General features: G+C 37.4%; 10 protein-coding genes. 4 read left to right on the top strand and 6 right to left on the bottom strand.

Features of this window, described 5'->3' with window-relative positions:
• Positions 1-43: 43 nt before the first annotated feature.
• The 6 genes from IQ226_RS06900 to IQ226_RS06875 form a co-directional block, all read right to left on the bottom strand.
• Positions 44-1,303, bottom strand: coding sequence for a glycosyltransferase family 2 protein (locus IQ226_RS06900; RefSeq protein ID WP_193893769.1), 1,260 nt, complete (start codon positions 1,301-1,303; stop codon positions 44-46).
• Positions 1,304-1,409: 106 nt separating this feature from the next.
• Positions 1,410-1,877, bottom strand: coding sequence for a DUF2141 domain-containing protein (locus IQ226_RS06895; protein ID WP_193893767.1), 468 nt, complete (start codon positions 1,875-1,877; stop codon positions 1,410-1,412).
• A 101-nt stretch (positions 1,878-1,978) separates the two neighbouring features.
• On the bottom strand, positions 1,979-2,941 hold the full coding sequence (locus IQ226_RS06890; protein WP_193893765.1) for a glycosyltransferase family 2 protein: 963 nt from the start codon (positions 2,939-2,941) through the stop codon (positions 1,979-1,981).
• 24 nt (positions 2,942-2,965) lie between these two features.
• Complete coding sequence (locus IQ226_RS06885; protein WP_193893763.1) at positions 2,966-3,970, bottom strand: NAD(P)-dependent oxidoreductase; 1,005 nt, start codon at positions 3,968-3,970, stop codon at positions 2,966-2,968.
• 195 nt (positions 3,971-4,165) lie between these two features.
• On the bottom strand, positions 4,166-5,344 hold the full coding sequence (devC, locus tag IQ226_RS06880; protein WP_193893761.1) for an ABC transporter permease DevC: 1,179 nt from the start codon (positions 5,342-5,344) through the stop codon (positions 4,166-4,168).
• Between the two features lie 158 nt (positions 5,345-5,502).
• Complete coding sequence (locus tag IQ226_RS06875; RefSeq protein WP_193893758.1) at positions 5,503-6,714, bottom strand: ABC exporter membrane fusion protein; 1,212 nt, start codon at positions 6,712-6,714, stop codon at positions 5,503-5,505.
• 1,851 nt (positions 6,715-8,565) lie between these two features.
• Here IQ226_RS06875 and IQ226_RS06870 point away from each other — a divergent pair.
• The 4 genes from IQ226_RS06870 to IQ226_RS06855 all read left to right on the top strand — a co-directional run bounded on the left by IQ226_RS06870 (position 8,566) and on the right by IQ226_RS06855 (position 20,898).
• On the top strand, positions 8,566-13,911 hold the full coding sequence (locus IQ226_RS06870; RefSeq protein ID WP_193893755.1) for a type I polyketide synthase: 5,346 nt from the start codon (positions 8,566-8,568) through the stop codon (positions 13,909-13,911).
• Positions 13,912-14,196: 285 nt separating this feature from the next.
• Complete coding sequence (locus tag IQ226_RS06865; RefSeq protein WP_193893752.1) at positions 14,197-15,927, top strand: SDR family NAD(P)-dependent oxidoreductase; 1,731 nt, start codon at positions 14,197-14,199, stop codon at positions 15,925-15,927.
• 299 nt (positions 15,928-16,226) lie between these two features.
• Positions 16,227-17,579, top strand: coding sequence for a polyketide synthase (locus IQ226_RS06860; protein WP_193893750.1), 1,353 nt, complete (start codon positions 16,227-16,229; stop codon positions 17,577-17,579).
• Positions 17,580-17,583: 4 nt separating this feature from the next.
• Positions 17,584-20,898 (top strand): type I polyketide synthase, encoded by a 3,315-nt coding sequence (locus tag IQ226_RS06855; RefSeq protein WP_193893747.1) that lies wholly within the window; start codon positions 17,584-17,586, stop codon positions 20,896-20,898.
• The last annotated feature ends 22 nt before the right edge of the window (positions 20,899-20,920 follow it).

The raw sequence follows: 20,920 nt of genomic DNA, 5'->3' as shown, positions 1-20,920 counted from the left end.
TTTTCTCAATCCAACATACATTTAGTTAACCGAGCAATATTACTTAAAGAGATGCTTTGGGATCAATTGGTTGATCTAGCCATTGGTAAGGACGATATTCAATTAACCGAATATTTTCACGCCCTTTAATCCGATAAGTAAGTCCACGCCAAGTAATTGTTGATACCCACAAAGAAGATAATATTGTTAAACCATAAACCCATTGTGTTAGGGGAATAACTATCAACATTTTCAGGATGGTTAAAGGCGACAATTTGGGTATTTTTTCACCTTGATCGTGCAGGACTTTATGTATGCCAAATTCCATTAATAGCATTAGTAATACTAAGCCAATGGTGTAGGAAATATAGGCGGAAAATAACAAGGTAGCTGCGTCCCATTTAGCCTCAATCAATAGCTGAAAAGTAACGATGATGACTAAATTGGGGACGATGATACTAGAATATGCTTCACTGATTATGGCTAACCACCGGGGATGATAAAGTTTAGAACTAATTATTAACCTTTTTAATGGTTCTAGTAAGTTACGTAGACTACTTTCTTCCCGATTTAGCATCAATAAAGAAGGAATAAATTTGATTTGTAACTTTTCTTGCTTGATAAGTTTATGGAGGAGCATATCATCTGTTAATACTTCTCCCCACTTATCTAAAAGGTTGATGCGGTTTAATACTTCTGTTTTGATTGCTAATGTTCCACCCCAGGGAATTTGAAAGAGAAACATTTGCACTACGCTGGAAATATTACCGGAGTAACGAACTAATGAACCCCAATAATTACCTGTAGGAATATACCAACGATTTCCGGTGGTGAGTCCAACTTTATCATCAAGGAGGGGGGTAACTAATTCCCGTAACCAATTAGGATGAGCTACGGTATCAGCATCTATAAAAGCTATAATTGGATAGGCATTATCCAAATCAGCAACAGCTTGAACTAAAGAACTGCATTTAAGGCTACAACTGTGACGAACTGCTCTTAATGTGCTAATTTCGATATTGGTTGCACCCAGTTGATTGATGGTTTCGGTGGCAATTTTCAAAGCTGGATCTTCTTTACTATCAATGATCAGCTTTAAATCGTATTCTGGGTAATTTTGTTGTAAGAGCGATCGCAAACAATTAGGTAAAAAAGGATCAGCACCCCGTAAACAGAGGATTACTGCCGTTTTTGGTAATTGTTCATCTGGTAATGACTTGGGTTTGTGTGAACGTAAATACCATAAAAATACTAACGTTAAACAAGTTTGAATTACCAGCCAACCGAACAAAGACTTAGATAGAAATATCATAAAATCTGGCATTATTTCTATAGTCTTAGAAAGGAGTCAGGAGTCAGAAAGAAGAAAGAAGAAAGAAGAAAGGAGTCAGTAGGGGCGGGGTTTCCCCGCCCAATATTCAAATTCTCAATTAGGGATCAAGAGAATACTTGAGAAAGATGTTAATGGTAGTATTCTTGTCAACTTTGAAGCTGGAATTATTGAACTTAGGTGAGCCAGTGCTGATAGAAACAGGAGGATTTTTAGAAATTCCAAAACCTTCTTTAGGAATGCCAAAAAAGTCTTTATTGAGTTGGCGATCGCCATTTTGATCATCAACTACAGCTACAGCATAAGTTCCCGGTTTTAATCCAGAAAATACCCGCTTTATAGAACTACCTGTAATTTTAGTGCAACCACTTTTAACTTCACTTTTAGCATGATCGGGAAATCCTTTTTCAGAGTTATAAACTCTCATACAAATTTCCCCAGTTTTGTTAGTAATACCATTAACAACCACAGTTAAAGATGCTGTTGATTCACCATGGGCTATATCTGTGAAGCTAACAGTTAGTAAAGTAGCAAGCAAGAAATTACTAACTTGGAATATTTTCAACATAGATCAATATTTCACCCGTAATAAGTTTGGAGTAATTTAATAGCAGCTTTTTACTACTAAAACTAATTTGTTCTCCGATTAATTGCTAATATTGCTATAGTTTAGGTTTGATAACCAAACTTACGCAAAAACAACATTTTGGCAGCCATTAACAAATCTTTCACTAATAGCCATTCTGTACCTGATAGCTTTTTAGCGATGCTGATATGGCACAAAACTTGCTCATACCAACTAAGTTTACTATGATGAATAGAAACCCAGTATTCCTGTAAAATTCGCCAATGAGGTAACAAAATTTTTCCCTTATTCGTTGAATCAAACCAGACTGCATAATCATAAAAATTAGGCAACATATTCAATGAATACTGGGGATTATTTTGATTAAATGACAAGTAATCAGGAAAAAACATACTCAGGGATTGTTGCGGATGGATTCTCGCAAAGAATAGATATTCGGGAATTTCATAAAATTTTCCCAGCATCCCTAGCCTTAATAATAAAATTCCATCCGCATTCCCATAACCACCCATAGGAGGTATTTGTCTTAATGCACTACTGCGAATAACTCCATAAATTTGATAACACAAATGTTTAGTTAGTAATTCATGAAATCTTTGATGAGCTTTTAGGGAATTAGTATTGAGTTTAATGTCATAATTTTGGATAAATTCTCCCTGCTCATCAATAAAATATGTGTGGGAGTGACATAAAATGTATGTTGGATCTTTTTCCAATACATCCATACATTTCTCAATAAAATCGGGGGCGTGCAAATCATCATAAGCAGCCCATTTAAAATACTCACTGTGAGATAATTCAAAAACACGATTGAAGTTACAAGCACAACCAATATTAGTTTGATTACGATAGTAACGAATCCGTTGATCTTGGGCTGCATAAGTCCTACAAATAGCCTCAGTATTATCTGTAGATGCGTTATCGGAGATAATTAACTCAAAATCGGAAAATGTCTGAACTAAAAGCGAATCTAGGCATTTTCTGAGAAATTTCTCCCCATTATATACAGGTAATCCAATGTTTAACTTTGGTTGAGAGTTATTCATACACAAATTCCTGAAATCTAGCCGTTATTTCATTAGTTTTTGAATGTCAGTTTTTTGCAACCATTCATGAGTGCGGCGCATTCCTTCTGCTAAATCAACCCTAGCTTGATAATTCAAAACACTTTCTGCTTTAGCAATAGAATAGGCATAAGGACGACTCATAAAATCAACTGATTCAGGGAGAATATCCGCCTTTTTCCGAAATAGTTTTTGCCCCTGAAGACGCACTTTTAGAAATAATTTCATTTCCTCTTTAGGTAAAGACATTGGCGCTGGTAAATTTTCCAATGAGGCTAAATGAATAAAATACTCCTTCCAAGAAGTTTCTTTACCATCGGTAATATTAAAAACCTCTCCATAAGCCGATTTTTCTATTGCTAAAAAGATGGCATCAATTAAGTTATCTACATATAGATGATTCATTACACCCTTGCCTTCATTGGCATAGGCAAATAATTTTTGTCTCATCATCTGAATTGGACGGACAATCCAAGGTAGACTTCCTGGACCATAAACATCACCAGCCCGAATCACAATTACTCCAAATTCTGGAGCATTATTGAGTTTTAGAACTTCGATTTCCGCTTCAATTTTTGTTTGACAATAAGCATTATTTTCCCCAGACAATACACCTGATTCTGTGACTTTATCTGAGTAATCAAATCCATATACTAAGGCAGTCGAAAGATGCACAAATGTCTTCACACCAGCTTGTTTAGCAGCCTTAGCAATACTTATAGTACCACTGACATTTATTTCTCGAAAATGCTTAATATCCCCGGCTTCTTCGGCAAATTGAGCGTTATGCAAAACTATATCTACTCCCTGGCAAGCTTTCGAGCAAACTGCTGGGTCAGTGATATTACCAACAAAAATTTCTACACCTAATTTTTGGACTGTTTGATCTTTAATTGGAGAACTTTGAATACCTTTAACTTTCATGCCTTGCGCTACAGCTAATTCCGCTGCACGTAAGCCAATAAATTCATCAATTCCAGTAATTAGCAGAGTTTTATTTTGTAAGTTCATGGGGATGTAGATAAGTGTTCGGTAATGAAAAAGTTATACAATCTAAGTTGAAAAATTGCGATTAAATGCAACTACGAACTGTTGTATTTGCAAAAGCATTTTATCTTTGTAAATAACATTAAACTTCTATCTTTGGTTGGTGTTAATTTGGTAAATATTTAGCAGAACTTGATTAATTTGAGATGCAACCAATTCCTAGAAACTATCAGCTGGATCAGCAGAACGGAGTTTATTAATAGCTAACGCTCCAGAGGTAATGCAAATTAAGACTGTAGATACTAGAACAAGTAAGGCATTATTACTTGTCATCATGATGGGTAATTTAGTTGCCCTCATAGCAAAATCATATAAACCAATAGAAACAATAAAACCAGGAATGTAACCCAATAATGCCAAGATTATTGCTTGTTGAAAAACCACATTCAATAAATATCCATTAGCATAACCAATAGCTTTTAAAGTGGCATAGGCAATAAATTGAGTAGCAATATTGCTATACAGAATTTGATAAACAATTACCACTCCCACAACAGAAGCCATGATCAGCATCAGGTTCAGAATAAAACCAATGGGGGTTCTAACTGACCAATATTGTCTTTCAAAAGCGACAAATTCTTGGCGAGTAAATATTTGTACATCTTTTGGTAAATTGGCTTTCAAACTTGCTAAAACCCGGTTTATATCCGCACCATCTTTAAGTTTAATCACTCCCATATCTATTTTTTCAACTGGACGGCTATTAGGGTTAATTCTGAGAAAAGTCGAATCACTCACAATTAAATTACCATCAACACCAAAGGAAGGTCCTAGACTAAATAAACCACCGACTCTCACTCGATAACCTTTGACAGCATCAAAGGGAAAGATTTCAATTGCTTGTTTAATATTTCCTTGATTAAATAATTCTGCTATTGGTCCAAATTCTGGACGGGCATCTCTATCAAAGAGCATAACATCAGGAATTTTGAGTTTATCCAAATTTTGTTCAACTTCTGGAATATCTAGCACGGATTTTCCAGGGTCAAAACCAATGACATAAATTGAATATTTCTCGCCGCTGACAGGATTTTTTAATTTTGCAAATTGCAAATAAATTGAACTAACGGAATCCACGCCATCAAAACCTAAAGTTTGGTATAATCGAGTGCGAGAAAAACTTTGAATTGCTGTCAAAGATTTATATTGAGAACTAACTAAAAATAAATCACCGTGCAATCGTTGATGTAGTGCTGTGGCGCTAGAATATAGTGCATCTTGGAAACCAAGCTGGATGAACATTAACAGGACAATGAAGCCAATTCCGGCTACAGCTATCACAAAACGAAGTTTCTGTTGGGCAAGCTGTAGCCACCCTAAAGGAATTTTGATATTCATATTATTTGTTAGTTGTTAGTTGTTAGTTGTTAGTTGTTAGTTGTCAGTTGTCAGTTGTCAGTTGTTAGTTGTCAGTTGTTAATTTTAGAAAATAACCAATGACTAATAACCAATGACCAATGACCAATGACTAATGACCAATGACCAATGACCAATAACTAAATCTGGATAGCAACATCAACTTGTAAATTAGTTAAGCGAGATATTTTTTGACTATCGGTGGGATTATCAATAGATATTTCGACTTCAATTACTCTCCGGTCTGCGTCAGAATTAGGATTAATACTAAAGATGCCTTGTTTATCAACTTGCCAACCAACTTCTCTCACAGTTCCTTGTAATTTGCCAGGAAATGTAGTGCTGGTAATGATAGCTTTTTGTCCAACTCGAACATTTTGAATATCGGTTTGATATACTTCTGCTAAAACCTGCATTTTTGATGTATTACCAATTTCAGCAAAACCAGAAGTACCAATTACTTCGCCATTTTTGGTGTGAATTCTTAAAATTGTGCCGTCTATAGTAGAAGTAATATAAGTTAAATCATGGTCAGCTTTTGCTTGTTTAATTGCAGTTTCTGCACTTTTAACTTCACTTTTTGCTAACTCTACATCTACAGTCCTGACTTCTTTGATACTATTAAGTTTGAATCTTCCTTCTTTAAGTTGATCTTGTAATGTGTCCTGGGTGCGTTTGAGAGTAGCTTCGGCTTCTTTTAACTGCTGTTGTGTGGTTTTGAGAACTAACTTTTTACTATCAGCAACAGACGCAGAAACAGCACCAGCTTTTGATAATTGTTGATATCTGTTGCTCTCTTTTTGTGCATTTTCGACTTCAGCCCGAATGCGGTTTATTGTGGCTGCTTGAGCCGCAATGTCCCCTTTTAATTGGGAATTTAATCTGGTAATTGTGGCTTTTTGAGCATTGATATCTCCAGTTTTTGCGCCAGCTTGTACCTGTGCAAGTTTGGTTCTGGCAATTAATAATTTATCAAATGCTTGTTGGATAGCTGCTTGAGAACGAGCATAGTTTTCTAGATAAGCTAATACTTGTCCTTTTTTTACATTATCCCCTTCTTTGACCAATAGTTTTTCTACGCGGACACCATTGATAGAATTAGGAGCAGATAAATAAGTAATTTCATCTTGTGGTTGTAATCTTCCTAAAGCAGTTACGGCAACTTTAACAGGAATAGATTGAGATTTAATAACAGAACTAACAGCAGGAGTTTGAGTTTGAGAATTGGTCTTTAATTGATGGAAAATGTATAAACATACTAAACCTGTAGAGAAAGTTAGAGAAGTTGCCAGAATTATTCTCCATTTTAATGCAGTCAGGTTGAATAGTTGGCGTTCTTTATTTACTGCCATATTGTTATTCCCATGGTATTATTTCGGAAAAATACTTGTCACTCGATTTTGGATTGACTCCACCCTAAAGTGTAGAAGCTCGAAAATTTTAGATTTAGGATTGACGATTTTTCCGTCCTGAATGAGGGGGACTTGTACCAAATTTTTTTAATCTAAAATCTAAAATTCCCAGTGATGTTTACAGACTGATTCTCTGTTCTTTTTAGGGAAGAGATATGTCTGATTATTTATGTATGAATTGTTGCCAGCATCTGAGCTGTTCTAAATACCCAAATTAGCGGTTTTTTACTTACAATTATCTATGGCTAATGCCACGCTATGCTATCAATTTTATGTTGAGTTGCCATTTAATTAAGTAGCCTAAAATACGATATCTTTAAGGAGAAACAAAAATCTGCACCGCCCAAGTTGTGATGATGCTAATAACTTAGGTAAATCAATAAACTTACCTATAATTATGCCAAATAACTTTGATATTGTCAACTAAACTCAGTTGTTTGAATTAATAAAATCGTTGACTATATACTATATTTAATTACTCATAAATTAATTTAAAAATCTGTACTTTTTTTAGCAAATTATCGTAAATAAATGTCAATTGTCCATATTTCATCACAATTGATATGTTTACAGGTTAATGATCAACATCCCATAAATTAATGTTTGGTTTATAAATAACCAATTATCTAGAAAAGGTAAGTTATCTTATAAATTCATCAAAAACAAAGACTTGATTATGATAGTTTCCTCAAAAAAGACCCAATTATGTTCAAATGTTTCCTGTGTGTATTTGTTGATTAGTTGCTTGTAAGACAATTTAACTACAACTCTTGAATAGTCAAGCTAAGATTGATATTAAATCCGTAATTACTTGGGATATGCTATGGATAAATATAGTTCTAGATTATACTTGCCTAGTTATGTTTTATGAACAATGGGGTAATCTGACAAATATTTTTTCCCAAAAATTAGCAAAAATGAACTATTCCGCTTTCATAAATTATGCTAGTCTTTTTATTAATTCAACATTCAACATTTATAGATAAAAAATAAATTGTTGATTTGATTTCCATTCACAGAAGAAATACTAAAATCCATGCAGTTTTTTACAGTAGGATTGCCTAAAGAAACAAAACCTATCCCTGAATAAACCGGTGTTTTGGATCTCACTAAGTTAGCAACTACTAAATAATTGAAAACTGTTTGAGTATTTTTTCACTATTTACAAAATTCTCCACAGAGTGTTTATTATTTTTGTAACGATTTTGGCAACTTTGATGAGTCTAATCATCTAAAATAGGTTATCCTGGACTTTCACAACTGGCAATTTCTATAGCAATCCTAAATGAAATGTGAACATCTCTTATTTTCCTACCTCTGTGTCCTCTGTGTCTGGAGTGGTTCGTTAAAAAAACTAGTTCATAACTCAAATAGGATTACTATATATCAACATACACAACATTGTTATCCAATAGGTAAAACATTCAATGATTAAGAGATAAAACCACTTCCAGTTTAAGTATGTCCTTTTGCCAGTTATTAACACAATGTAATTGACACTTTTTATAGCGGTAATCACGCTTGGTGCAATATAATCGAGGGCGCAAGCCCTGCGCCCCTAGAAACTTTACAATTTGCTGACTGGATTTCATTATTCACAAGTTGAGTATTTTCTAGTATTTATTCACGAATACAAGGTTCTAAAATTGTGGAAAAATATCCAAAAAATACTCAAAATTTTGTTAAGTCAAGCATTTAAACTTACCTGCGGCACGCATAAATGCAGATTGGATAACTATCTGTCAATAGTCTGCTGCACAATTCACGGTACTCAAAATTAGTCTATGTCCTATGTCTTGCTCCCCTCAAAAGATAGACACCATAAAAAGTTCTTTGACGGAATTAGAAGCCCAAATTAATAGTTTTGAACAGGCTGTGCTGAAGTTTATAGAGGAAGGAAAAATGAATTCAGAAAACTTAGAAAACTCAATGAATTCCATGTCAAATAAGGAAATTAATAGAAAACTGCACACAACTCCTATAGCTATTATTGGCATGAGTTCCTTAATGCCTCAGTCGAGAACATTAAGAGATTACTGGCAAAATATTGTTAATAAAATTGACTGTATTACGGATGTTCCTTCTAGCCATTGGAGTGTAGAAGATTACTATGATCCTAATCCGAGAACAGCAGAAGATAAAACTTATTGTAAACGTGGTGGGTTTATTCCTGAAGTTGATTTTAACCCGATGGAATTTGGGATTCCCCCCAGCATTTTAGAAGTTACAGATGTTTCGCAACTATTAAGTTTGGTAGTTGCTAAAGAAACAATGGAAGATGCTGGCTATGGTGACTCCCGTGAATTTAGCCGCGAAAATATCGGCGTGATTTTGGGTGTGGCTATGGGCAAACAATTGGGAATGCCATTAGCTGCCAGATTAGAATATCCGATTTGGGAAAAGGTGCTAAAAAGCAGTGGTTTGTCTGACGAAGATACTAAAAAAATCGTTGATAAAATCAAATCTGCCTATGTGAAATGGGATGAAAATGCTTTCCCTGGAATGTTAGCAAATGTGGTTGCTGGCAGAATTGCTAACCGTCTCAACTTTGGTGGGACAAACTGTGTAGTTGATGCTGCCTGTGCTAGTTCCTTTGGGGCATTAAAAATGGCCATTAGTGAATTAGTTGAACATCGTAGCAATATGATGTTAACTGGTGGGGTAGACACCGATAACACAATCATGGCTTACATTTCCTTCAGCAAAACTCCTGCGGTTACTCCTAGCGATAATGTCAAACCATTTGATGCTAAATCCGATGGGATGATGTTAGGTGAAGGGATTGGGATGATTCTCCTCAAACGCTTAGAAGATGCCCAAAAAGATGGGGATAAAGTCTATGCGGTAATCAAGGGAATTGGTACTTCTAGTGATGGGCGTTATAAGAGTATTTATGCCCCTCGAAAAGAAGGACAAGTTAAGGCTTTAGAACGGGCTTATGATGATGCTGGTTTTTCTCCGGCTACTGTGGGTTTAATGGAGGCACATGGTACAGGAACAATGGCTGGAGATCCGATAGAATTTAGTTCTTTGCAGGATTTCTTTGGCAAATATGACAGCCAAAAACAACATATTGCTTTGGGAAGTGTGAAGTCCCAAATTGGACATACAAAAGCCGCTGCGGGTACTGCTAGTTTAATTAAAACTGCCCTAGCATTGCATCATAAAGTATTGCCAGCAACTATCAATATTACTGAACCAAATCCCAAATTAGATATTGAAAATTCTTCCTTTTATCTAAATACTCAAACTAGACCTTGGATAAAGGCAGAAGGTGAAACTCCTCGACGGGCGGGTGTGAGTGCCTTTGGTTTTGGTGGCACAAATTACCACGTTGTTTTGGAAGAATACGAACCGGAACAACAAAGTTCCTATCGTTTACATGGTGCTGCGGGTGAGGTGCTGTTGTTTGGTGCTACTCACGGGGAATTAATTAGCAAGTTAGAAGCGACTTTAAATAATTTGCAAGCTGATGATGGGGAAAGATTTTATTCCCAATTAGTTCTAGATTGTCAATCTCTAACTATTCCTAAAACTGCGCTCAGAATTGGATTTGTATCCGAGAATTTACAAGAGGCTTGTAAGTTGCTGGAAGTGGGAATTGGTTTATTAAAAAGTAAGCCTGATGCAATTTCTTGGGAACATCCTCAAGGTATTTATTACCGTGCTACTGGCATGGATTTAGGTGGAAAGGTTGTCGCTTTATTCTCTGGACAAGGTTCTCAATACTTGGAAATGGGACGAGAAGCGGTGATGAATTTCCCTAGCTTGCGACAGTTGTATGGGAAGATGGATCATCTGTTCAAGCAGGGTAATTTGCAACCTGTTTCTGAAGTGGTTTTCCCTCGTTCTAGCTTTGATGAAGTTGAGAAAAAAGCCCAAGTTGCAACTTTGCAAAGAACGGAATATGCACAACCGGCAATTGGGGTGTTTAGTGCTGGTTTGTATGGAATTTTGCAACAGGCTGGTTTTAAGGCAGATTTCGCCGCTGGTCATAGTTTTGGGGAATTAACGGCTTTGTGGGCTGCTGGAGTGTTGAGTGAGGCTGATTATTTGTTCCTAGTAAAAGCTAGAGGACAGGCTATGGCTGCACCCAAAGACCCAGATCATGATGCTGGTAGTATGTTGGCGGTGAAGGAAGATATTAGCAAGATTGAACCGCTGTTGAAGCAGTTTCCCAAGGTGAGTGTTGCTAATTTTAATTCTCCTACGCAAATTGTTTTAGCGGGTCCAAAGCTGGAAATTGAGAAAATCCAAGCTGCTTGCCAAAAATTAGGATACAGTGCGGTTTTATTACCTGTGTCTGCGGCGTTCCATACTCCGTTGATTGCTTTCGCACAAAAGTCCTTTGCGATCGCCACTAAATCGGTAACTTTCCAAAGTCCGCAAATTCCGGTTTTTAGTAATGTCACTGGTAAACATTATCCGCAAAATGCAGCGGCGATTCAAAAGAATTTAGAAAGCCATTTGGCTAGTTCGGTACTGTTTAAACAGGAGATTGAAAATATCTATGCCGCTGGTGGTTATTGCTTCGTAGAATTTGGACCCAAACGGGTGTTGAGTAACTTGGTAAAAGATATTTTAGGCGATCGCCCCCATCTTACCATATCTCTTAATCCCAGTGCTTCCAAAAACAGCGATCGCTCCCTCCGAGAAGCCGCCGTCCAATTGCGCGTCATTGGCATGAATTTGGGCAATCTTGACCCCTACAAACTCCCTGCCGTACTTCCCCCCATTTCTACCAAAAAGACCCTCAGCGTCAAATTAACTGGCATTAACTACATTTCCGACAAAACCAAAAACGCCTTCAAAGAAGCCTTACAGGACGGACACAAAATTTCAGGAGTTCAGGAACGTAGGGGCGCGGTCTCCGCGCCCAATTTGGAAGAAGTTCAGGAATTCAAGAGTTTAGAAATACAAACTCCTGTAATTGCCAAAATTCCCTCAACCAACGGACATAACGGCAACGGTAACGGTAACGGACATAAAAAACAACCCCTCATTGAAACCCAGTTCCAGCTACAGCATCAGATGACTACCACTGCAACCATTCAAAAACAATCCAATCCACAACTGTTCGCACCCCAATCCAGCGAGAAGATGCAAACACCAGATAAACTGATAAATTGCCAACAAATTCTCACCAGCTTAGAACAACTTCTGAGCCAGTTCCAACACAACCAAAGCGAGAATTTAGAAGTTCACAGCACCTATCTCAACCATCAAATAGAATACGCCAAAACCTTCTTTCAATTAATGCAGCAGCAAAACACCTTATTTGCTAATGCTAAATCATCCGCTGAAGCCGCTCAAATTAAGCAAGTAATCATGGAAAGCTTAGAGCGGAGTATGATTCAGTTTCATTCCCAACAAGGTGAAACCCTCCGTATTCATGAACAATATTTGCGGGAACAGATAGAATATACCAAACACTTTTTCCAACTCATTCAAGAAGAATATTCTCAACTTATTTCTGACACCCAAGCAGCCCCCTCTGTAGGGGCGGGGTCTCCCCGCCCTACCCCCACCGTTAATATTATCCCCCCCCAACCAGTACCAGTAATTGAGCCGAAAATTCAATTAGAAGCACCTATTCCCACAGTAATTAAAGTTGCAGAACCTGTAATTGCAGCGCCAGTCATTGAACCTGAACCAATTATTATTCCCCAGTCCCCAGTTGCATTTGTCCCAGAACCCGCACCTGTAAGCAGCAACTTAAATCTGGATGATCTAGCTAACAACCTCTTAAGCATCACCAGCGAAAAAACTGGTTATCCTATCGAAATGCTAGAACTCGATATGGACATGGAAGCGGACTTAGGAATTGACTCCATTAAACGGGTAGAAATTCTGGGAGGATTGCAGGAATTATACCCAAACTTACCTAAACCCAACCTCGAAGAACTGGCAGAAAAACGTACCATTGGTCAAGTTGTCGAATATCTGCAAGGACAGGGAACAGGTGACAGGTTACAGGTGACAGGTGACAGTTTAGAGGTAACAGGTGACAGGTTACAGGTGACAGGTGACAGTAACGAATATGCAGATTTAGGACAAACCCTGTTAAACATCACCAGTGAAAAAACAGGTTATCCGGTGGAAATGCTGGAACTAGACATGGACATGGAAGCCGACTTAGGGATAGATTCCATCAAACGGGTAGAAATACTGGGAGCAATGCAGGAAGCGTATCCTGACTTACCCAAACCCAATATAGAAGAATTAGGCGACCTACGGACAATCGGACAAATTGTTAACTACCTCCAATCACTGGTGGGAGGTGAAAAAAAAAAGCCGCACATTGATGTTAACTCGATAGTTGACCTCATCCCACCCACCGTAGGGGCGGGGTCTCCCCGCCCAGGCTCTCCTGAAGTGGTTGATTTAACCCCACCACCTATCGTAGATCCTAATCTTCCCCGTCGTCCTGCTCAACTTAAAACCTTACCCAGACCGGATTTTTTAGAAGCGCAGCTACCCGAAGGACACATTGGTTTAATTACAGATGATGGTTCTTTAACTACCACTAAACTCGCCCATGCACTGATAGAACAAGGTTGGAAAGTAGTAGTTTTGAGTTTCCCCCAATCATTAGTTCCCGAACAATTGCCATTACCAGCAGGTGTTACCCGCGTTACCTTGGCAAATATGAGTGAACAACATCTGCAATTATTATTGCAAAGTGTAACTACTAAACACGGACCGATTGGGGCATTTATTCACCTCCACCCTCAATTTACACCGGAAAAACCTGGACATATTTCCTATCCCGAAGCAGAAAAGGCGATTCTTAAACAAGTGTTTTTAATGGCAAAACATCTGAAAGCAACTTTGAATAATGCCGCATCTTTACCAGGAAGAACCAGTTTTTGTACAGTTGCCCATCTTGACGGTGAATTTGGCTTAGGACATCAAACTAATTTTAGTGCGATCGCTGCCGGTTTGTTTGGTTTAACAAAAAGTTTGCGCTGGGAATGGCCACAAGTCTTCTTCCGAGCAATTGACCTCAATCCCACTTTAGATCCTCACGAATCTGCCCAATATATCGTTGCTGAATTGCACGATTCTAATCGCTACATTGGGGAAGTTGGTTATGGTAATCAAGGAAGAGTAACCCTAGTTGCTAAAGCTGAATAATTTATATAGTGGGTATTAATTACCCACTATACCAATCCTAAATAAAATGTGAACATCTCTTATTTTCTTACCTCTGTGTCCTCTGTGCCTCTGTGGTTCGTTAAAAAACTAGTTCATAACTCAAATAGGATTGCTATATTTCAACAATTATTCTCTTCTTTTTAGAAGAATCTGGATTAAATGAACCACGAAGGGATGAAGAACACGAAGGAAGAAAAGAAGAAGAGAGGGATGATTTTTTCGATTTAGATTCTGTTTGATATTTTGATTTTTACGTGAGGGTTTATGACTGCAACAGTTCAAGTTAGTCCATCTTCTGTCTTTGTTGTCAGTGGTGGCGCAAAGGGAATCACTGCTCAATGTACTATTAAATTAGCTCAACAACAACCTTGTAAATTCATTCTTTTAGGTCGTTCTGAAATTACCGCAGAACCGGAATATGTTAGTGATTATTTTGAAGATTCGGCTTTGAAAAAGCGCATTATGGAAAATTTGATTTCTCAAGGTGAGAAACCAACACCCATGATGGTACAAAAGATATTTAATCAAATTAATTCTAGTCGAGAAATTAAAAAAAACTTAGCAGCTATTGAAGCCACCGGAGGAACGGCTGAATATATTAGTGTTGATGTCACTGATACTGTAAAATTGCAAGCCAAACTCCAGGAAATTTCTCAAAAAGTTGGTCAAATTACTGGCATTATTCACGGTGCTGGTAACTTAGCCGATAAGTTAATTGAAAAAAAGACAGAAGATGATTTTGAGAAAGTTTACACAGCCAAAGTTCAGGGTTTAGAAAATCTCCTCAATTGTGTTAATCCCCAGCAATTACAACATTTAGTATTGTTTTCTTCCGTGACTGGATTTTATGGTAATATCGGTCAAAGTGATTATGCGATCGCTAACGAAATTCTCAGTAAATCAGCCCATTTGATGAAACAATATAACCCCAATTGTCATGTAGTCGCAATTAACTGGGGTGGTTGGGATAGTGGCATGGTGACACCACAATTAAAAAAAGCATTTGCCGAAAGAGGAATTGATATTATTCCCGTAGAAATTGGCACACAAATGTTAGTTAATGAACTGCATCCAGCCTATCAAGATTATCCACAAGTTGTCATTGGTAGTCCCATGAAACTACCACCTGCTCCTTTAGGTTCAGAACTCCGCAGCTATCGCATTCGCAGACGAATGACATTAGCAGAAAACCCTTTTTTACACGATCATACAATTGCCGGTTCACCAGTATTACCAGCCACCTGTGCTAAATCATGGATGGTAAATGGCTGTGAAGAACTTTATCCAGGGTACACATATTTTAGTTGCCAAGACTTCAAAGTTTTAAAAGGCATCACCTTTAATTCTACCTTAGCTGAAGAACATATTTTAGAACTAAAAGAAGTTGCCAAAGTTGATGGTGATTTTGTCGAATTTCAGACCAAAATATTGAGTAAAACCCCCGAAGGTAAAACTCATTATCACTTTAGTTCTTTGATAAGACTGGTAAAAAATATGCCAGAAGCACCCATTTATGAAGCAATGGATCTCAGAGAAGATAATATAGTCACTGATACAGCCAGAGAGTTTTATCAAAATAGTGACTTATCCCTCTTTCATGGTCCTGCATTCCAGAAAATTACCAAAGTTTTAAATATTAGTCCAAAAAAACTCACAGCCGAATGTTGTTGGCAAGAAATCACAGCCAAGGAACAAGGACAATTCCCCGTAAAATGGCACAATCCTTATATCATTGATTTGAGTACCCAAACATTATGGTTGTGGTTAAACTACATCCATAAAGAAGTTTGTTTACCAGGACAATTAACATACTGTGAACAGTATGCAGCAGTACCATTTAACGTCCCCTTTTATGTTTCCTGTGAAATCATAGCCAAAACCGACACAGGTGCAACAGTCAACTTCATTATTCACAATCGTGAAGGAAAAATCTACTCCAAAATCTTAGGAGCAAAAGCCGTAATTTGGCCAATGAAAATGTTAAATAAAAAGTAAGAATCTAAATCCAGTAGGTTGAGTAGAACGAAGTGTTCGCGTAGCGTGCCGAAGGCATAACCCAACATTTCTAAACCTTTTTTGGGTTTCCTTCCGTCAACCCAACCTACAATTTACTTTCTTTCTTCTTTCTTCTTTCTTCTTCCTTCGTGTTCTTCGCTCCTTCGTGGTTAATTTCTCTTAATTATCTTCCTGCGTCATAAATCCGTAAACATTGGGGAATCGCGTAAATCCTAAATAACATAGGGAAAAGAGTAAATAATATCTCCTTCCCTCATCCCCCAATGAGGATTTCAAAAGTGGAAAAAATAGCAATCATCGGGTTATCTTGCCTATTTCCCGATGCGAATAATCCTGAAGAATTTTGGCAGAATCTCACCGCAGAAAAAGATTCCACATCATCCATAACTGTAGCGGATTTGGGAATAAATCCCGCTATATTCTACGATCCAAATAAAGGTAAACCGGAAAAATTCTACTTTCAAAAAGGTGGATTTATCCGCGACTTTAAATTTGATGCTAACGAGTATAACTTACCTGCGGCATTTCTTGAAAGCTTAGATAATACCTTTAAATGGTCATTGTACGCTGCCAAACAAGCCATCATTCAAAGTGGCTATTGGGGAAATCAAACTGCACTTGCCAAATGTGGCGTAATTTTAGGAGCTTTAGGATTACCAACCAAAGCTTCTAATCAATTATTTGCTCCTATTTATCAGCAAAATATTCAACCTGCAATTGGTGAACTATTACAGGAAAAAGACTTTCATTTAGGAGGTTTATCAACCTCTACAAAAGTCTCTCCATACAATGCTATGGTTTCCGGTTTACCCGCTGCCATAGTTTCCAAAGCATTTTCTCTATCTGCTACCAATTTCTGTATAGATGCTGCTTGTTCCTCATCATTTTATGCCATTAAATTAGCATCTCATTATCTGCAATCTGGTAAAGCAGATTTGATGTTAGCTGGTGCTATTAGTTGTTCAGATCCATTATTTATTAGAATGTTATTTTCTGGTATTCAAGGATATCCAGATAATGGCATTAGTCGTCCTCTTGATAAATCATCACGCGGGTTAATTACCTCCGAAGGAATTGGCATGGTAATGCTCAAAAGATATAGTGATGCTATTAGAGACGGAGACAAAATACTGGCAACAATTTGTGGTAATGGACTATCTAATGATGGTAAAGGAAAACATCTTCTCAGTCCTAATCCCCAAGGGCAAACTCTAGCATATCAAAGAGCTTATTCTGAAGCTAAACTCAACCCCCAAACTATTGATTATTTAGAGTGCCATGCCACTGGTACTCCATTGGGAGATACCACAGAATGCAATTCAATTGAAGATTTTTTTAGTCCATATCAAGCAGCACCATTAGTAGGTTCAACCAAAACAAATGTTGGTCATTTACTTGTAGCTGCCGGCATGGTAGGCATAACCAAGACAATTTTAAGTATGTCTCATGGCGCTATTCCTCCAACTATTAATGTGACTCAACCTATAGGTTCAGAAAACAATGTTATCTCTCCAAAAAACATTGTTAGAACGCCTACGAAATGGCCGAGTCAAGGAACTAAAAGAGTAGCTTTAAGTGCGTTTGGTTTTGGTGGAACAAACTCTCATATCATTCTAGAACAGGGGAAGTAAGCAAATGAATATTCAGCAAAACAAGACCACAAAAATGGTAATTGTCGGCATGGATGCCTTTTTTGGAGAATGTCGAGAATTAGATGCCTTTGAAAGCAGTATTTACGACGGAAAACAACATTTTATTCCTCTACCAGAATCAAGATGGCATGGTATTAATGAGCAAGAAACCTTACTGCGAGAGTATGGTTTAGAAGCTGGCAAAGTCCCCCAAGGAGCGTATATTGATAATTTTGAAATTGATACCTTAGCTTACAAAATCCCTCCTAATGAAGTTGAAAAAATCAACTCACAACAACTTTTATTATTAAGAGTTGCTGACCATGCCCTCAAAGATGCGGGAATTTCACCTAATAGTAACGTAGCGGTAATCATTGCCGCAGATACAGAATTATCCGTACACCAACTCCAGCAAAGATGGAATTCATCTTGGCAACTTAAAGATGGTTTAAATGGGGCAGAAATTGCCTTATCACCAGCAAAAATTAATCAATTAGAAGGCATCGTTCAAGATAGTATTCACAATCAAGTCGAACTGAGTGAATATCTCAGTCACGTTACCAATATTATGGCTAGTCGAATTTCCTCTTTATGGAATTTATCTGGTCCATCTTTTACAATTAGTGCCGTTGAAACAGCCGCTTTTAAAGCCTTAGAATTAGCGCAAATGCTGCTAGATACTCATGAAGTAGATGCTGTAGTTGTGGGTGCTGTTGACTTAGCAGGAGGTGTAGAAAATGTCTTATTGCGAAGTCAATTTGGCAAAATTAATACAGGAGTCAATACTTTAAGTTTTGACGAAAAAGCCAATGGTTGGAATGTGGGAGAAGGTGCAGGTGCAGTAGTTCTTAAACGTCATGATACGGCATTAGCAAACAATGAACGTATCTATGCAGTAATTGATGGTATTAGCATTGGTCAATCTTCCTCAATGGCTATAGATAGCCATACCATTACCCAAGTCTGTCAACAAGCTTTTCAACAAGCTGGCATTGAACCCACAAAAGTCAATTATTTGGAAGTCTGCGCTAGTGGTATTCCCGCAGAAGACGAAGCTGAAATTAACGGTATCCTCCAAGCTTATCCTGCCGTTGGCAATGGGTTACACTGCGCTATAGGTAGCGTTAAATCCAATATTGGTCATACCTTCGTTGCGTCTGGAATTGCCAGTTTAATTAAAACTGCACTGAGTATTTATCACAGATATATTCCTGGAACACCCAATTGGTCAGGTGTCAAAACACCGCAAGTATGGGAAGGTAGTCCTTTCTATGTTGCTACTGAGTCTAGACCTTGGTTTTTGCAAAAAGAAGTCAAATCTCGAATTTCTGCAATTAATAGTATGGGTTGTGACGGTTCTTTTGCTCATGTTATTTTATCAGAAGAAACCCAACAACCAGAACGCACCAGCAAATATTTAGAATCCAGACCTTTGTATTTATTACCCATTGTCGCAGATGATCAATCTAGCTTATTAACAGCATTAGATCATTTGCAAGCAACAATTGAAAATACGGATTCTCTCAAAAATATTGCGAGTCAAACCTTTGTTAAATTTCAACAGCATTCTCAAAGTAAATACACCTTATCTCTAACTGGACGCAATCAAAAAGAATTAATCAAAGAAATTAATTCTGCGAAAAAAGGTGTAACTAATGCCTTTGCAAATGGTAAGGATTGGCAAACCCCCATAGGTAGTTATTTTACACCAAAACCCCTGGGTAAAGATGGAGAAATTGCCTTTGTTTATCCCGCTGCTGTTAATACTTACCTGGGTATTGGTCGGAGTCTTTTCCGTTTATTTCCTAAAGTCTTAGATGATGCCATTATCAAAAGTCTTTATGAACGGGCTGCGGATGTGGAAAAATTGGTATTTCCGAGAAGTTTGAGTAAATTGTCAACTCGACAATTAGAAACTCTAGAAAAGAAATTGTTGGATGATTCCTGGGCAATGTTTGAAGCAGAAGTGCTTTTTACCAGATTAATCTCCACCATTATCACCGAGGATTTTAACATTAAACCTAAATATATCTTCGGATATAGCTTAGGTGAAACTAGCATGATGGTTGCTCAAGGAGTATGGAGCAATTTTTATGAAGTCAGTCACACATTTAACTCATCAGCTTTATTTGGAGATAGATTATCAGGTCCTAAAAATGCTGTCCGTGAGTATTGGGGACTACCAAAAACTGACATATTTCCAGAAAATAAGTTATGGGCTAACTACGTTCTCATGGCTACTCCAGACCAAGTTAGAGAATGTTTAAAAAATGAAACTCACGTTTATTTGACACAGATTAATACAGCAGAAGAAGTATTAATTGCCGGAGAACCAGCCGCGTGTGAACGAGTAATTAAAACCCTGGGTTGTAATTCCTTTCCTGCTCCTTTTGATCATGTAATTCATTGTCAAGCAATGCAATCAGAATCTCAAGAATTGGAAAAGTTATACACTATACCAGCGCGAAAAATACCGGGAATTAAGTTTTATTCTGCGGCTGAATATCAATCAATTGAACTTGACAGCCAAGAAATTGCTCACAAGATTGCCAAAGGATTATGTCAACAACTCGACTTTCCCCGCTTAGTTAATCGCGTCTATAGTGACGGTGCAAAAATATTTATTGAAGCCGGTGCTGGTGGTATTTGTTCACGTTGGATAGATAAAAATCTAGCTAATCAAGAACATCTTACCGTATCCCTAAACCGACGGGGTACAGATGATCATACCTCCCTAATTAAAGCATTAGCAAAACTATTGAGTCATCAAGTAAACTTGAATCTCGCTCCTTTATATAACCTATCCTCAGAAAATACCCAACAGAAAAAAGCTGCACTGAGGAAAGTTACATTAGGTGGTAATTCCATGACTTCTGCAATTTTAAATGCAGAAAATCGGAAAATTTTTGCTAATAACCAGAAGCAAACAATTTTTACTCAGCCAGAGTATAAAATCACCAATTCCCTACAGACAACGGAAAAAATAGCACCCACAGAGATTTACTCCAAACCCCAACCCAAGCTACAGAAAAATACCATGAAAACGATCATGGAGAACGGTTTGGAATTGTCAAAGAAACTAAAATTCTTTGAGTCAACAAAAATCTTAAAGCCCAACATAAATCAAGAATCTGGTGAAAAAATTAGCATGAATGATTTAAAAAAAGCTCAGTATCAAAACTTGAGTAACAATACTGCTAAATTAACCAAAACCCACACAAACTTCTTAGCAGCTAGACAGGATTTCAGTCAGCAAATGAGCGAAATTATTCAATTGCAACTAGCTTGCGCTCAAAACTTACTCAAGGAAGAGAAATAATTCACCTAGTGTTAAGTGTAAA

Source organism: Dolichospermum sp. LEGE 00240 (assembly GCF_015207875.1).
Taxonomy (GTDB): domain Bacteria; phylum Cyanobacteriota; class Cyanobacteriia; order Cyanobacteriales; family Nostocaceae; genus Dolichospermum; species Dolichospermum gracile.
This window is presented reverse-complemented; position numbering and strand designations above follow the sequence as displayed.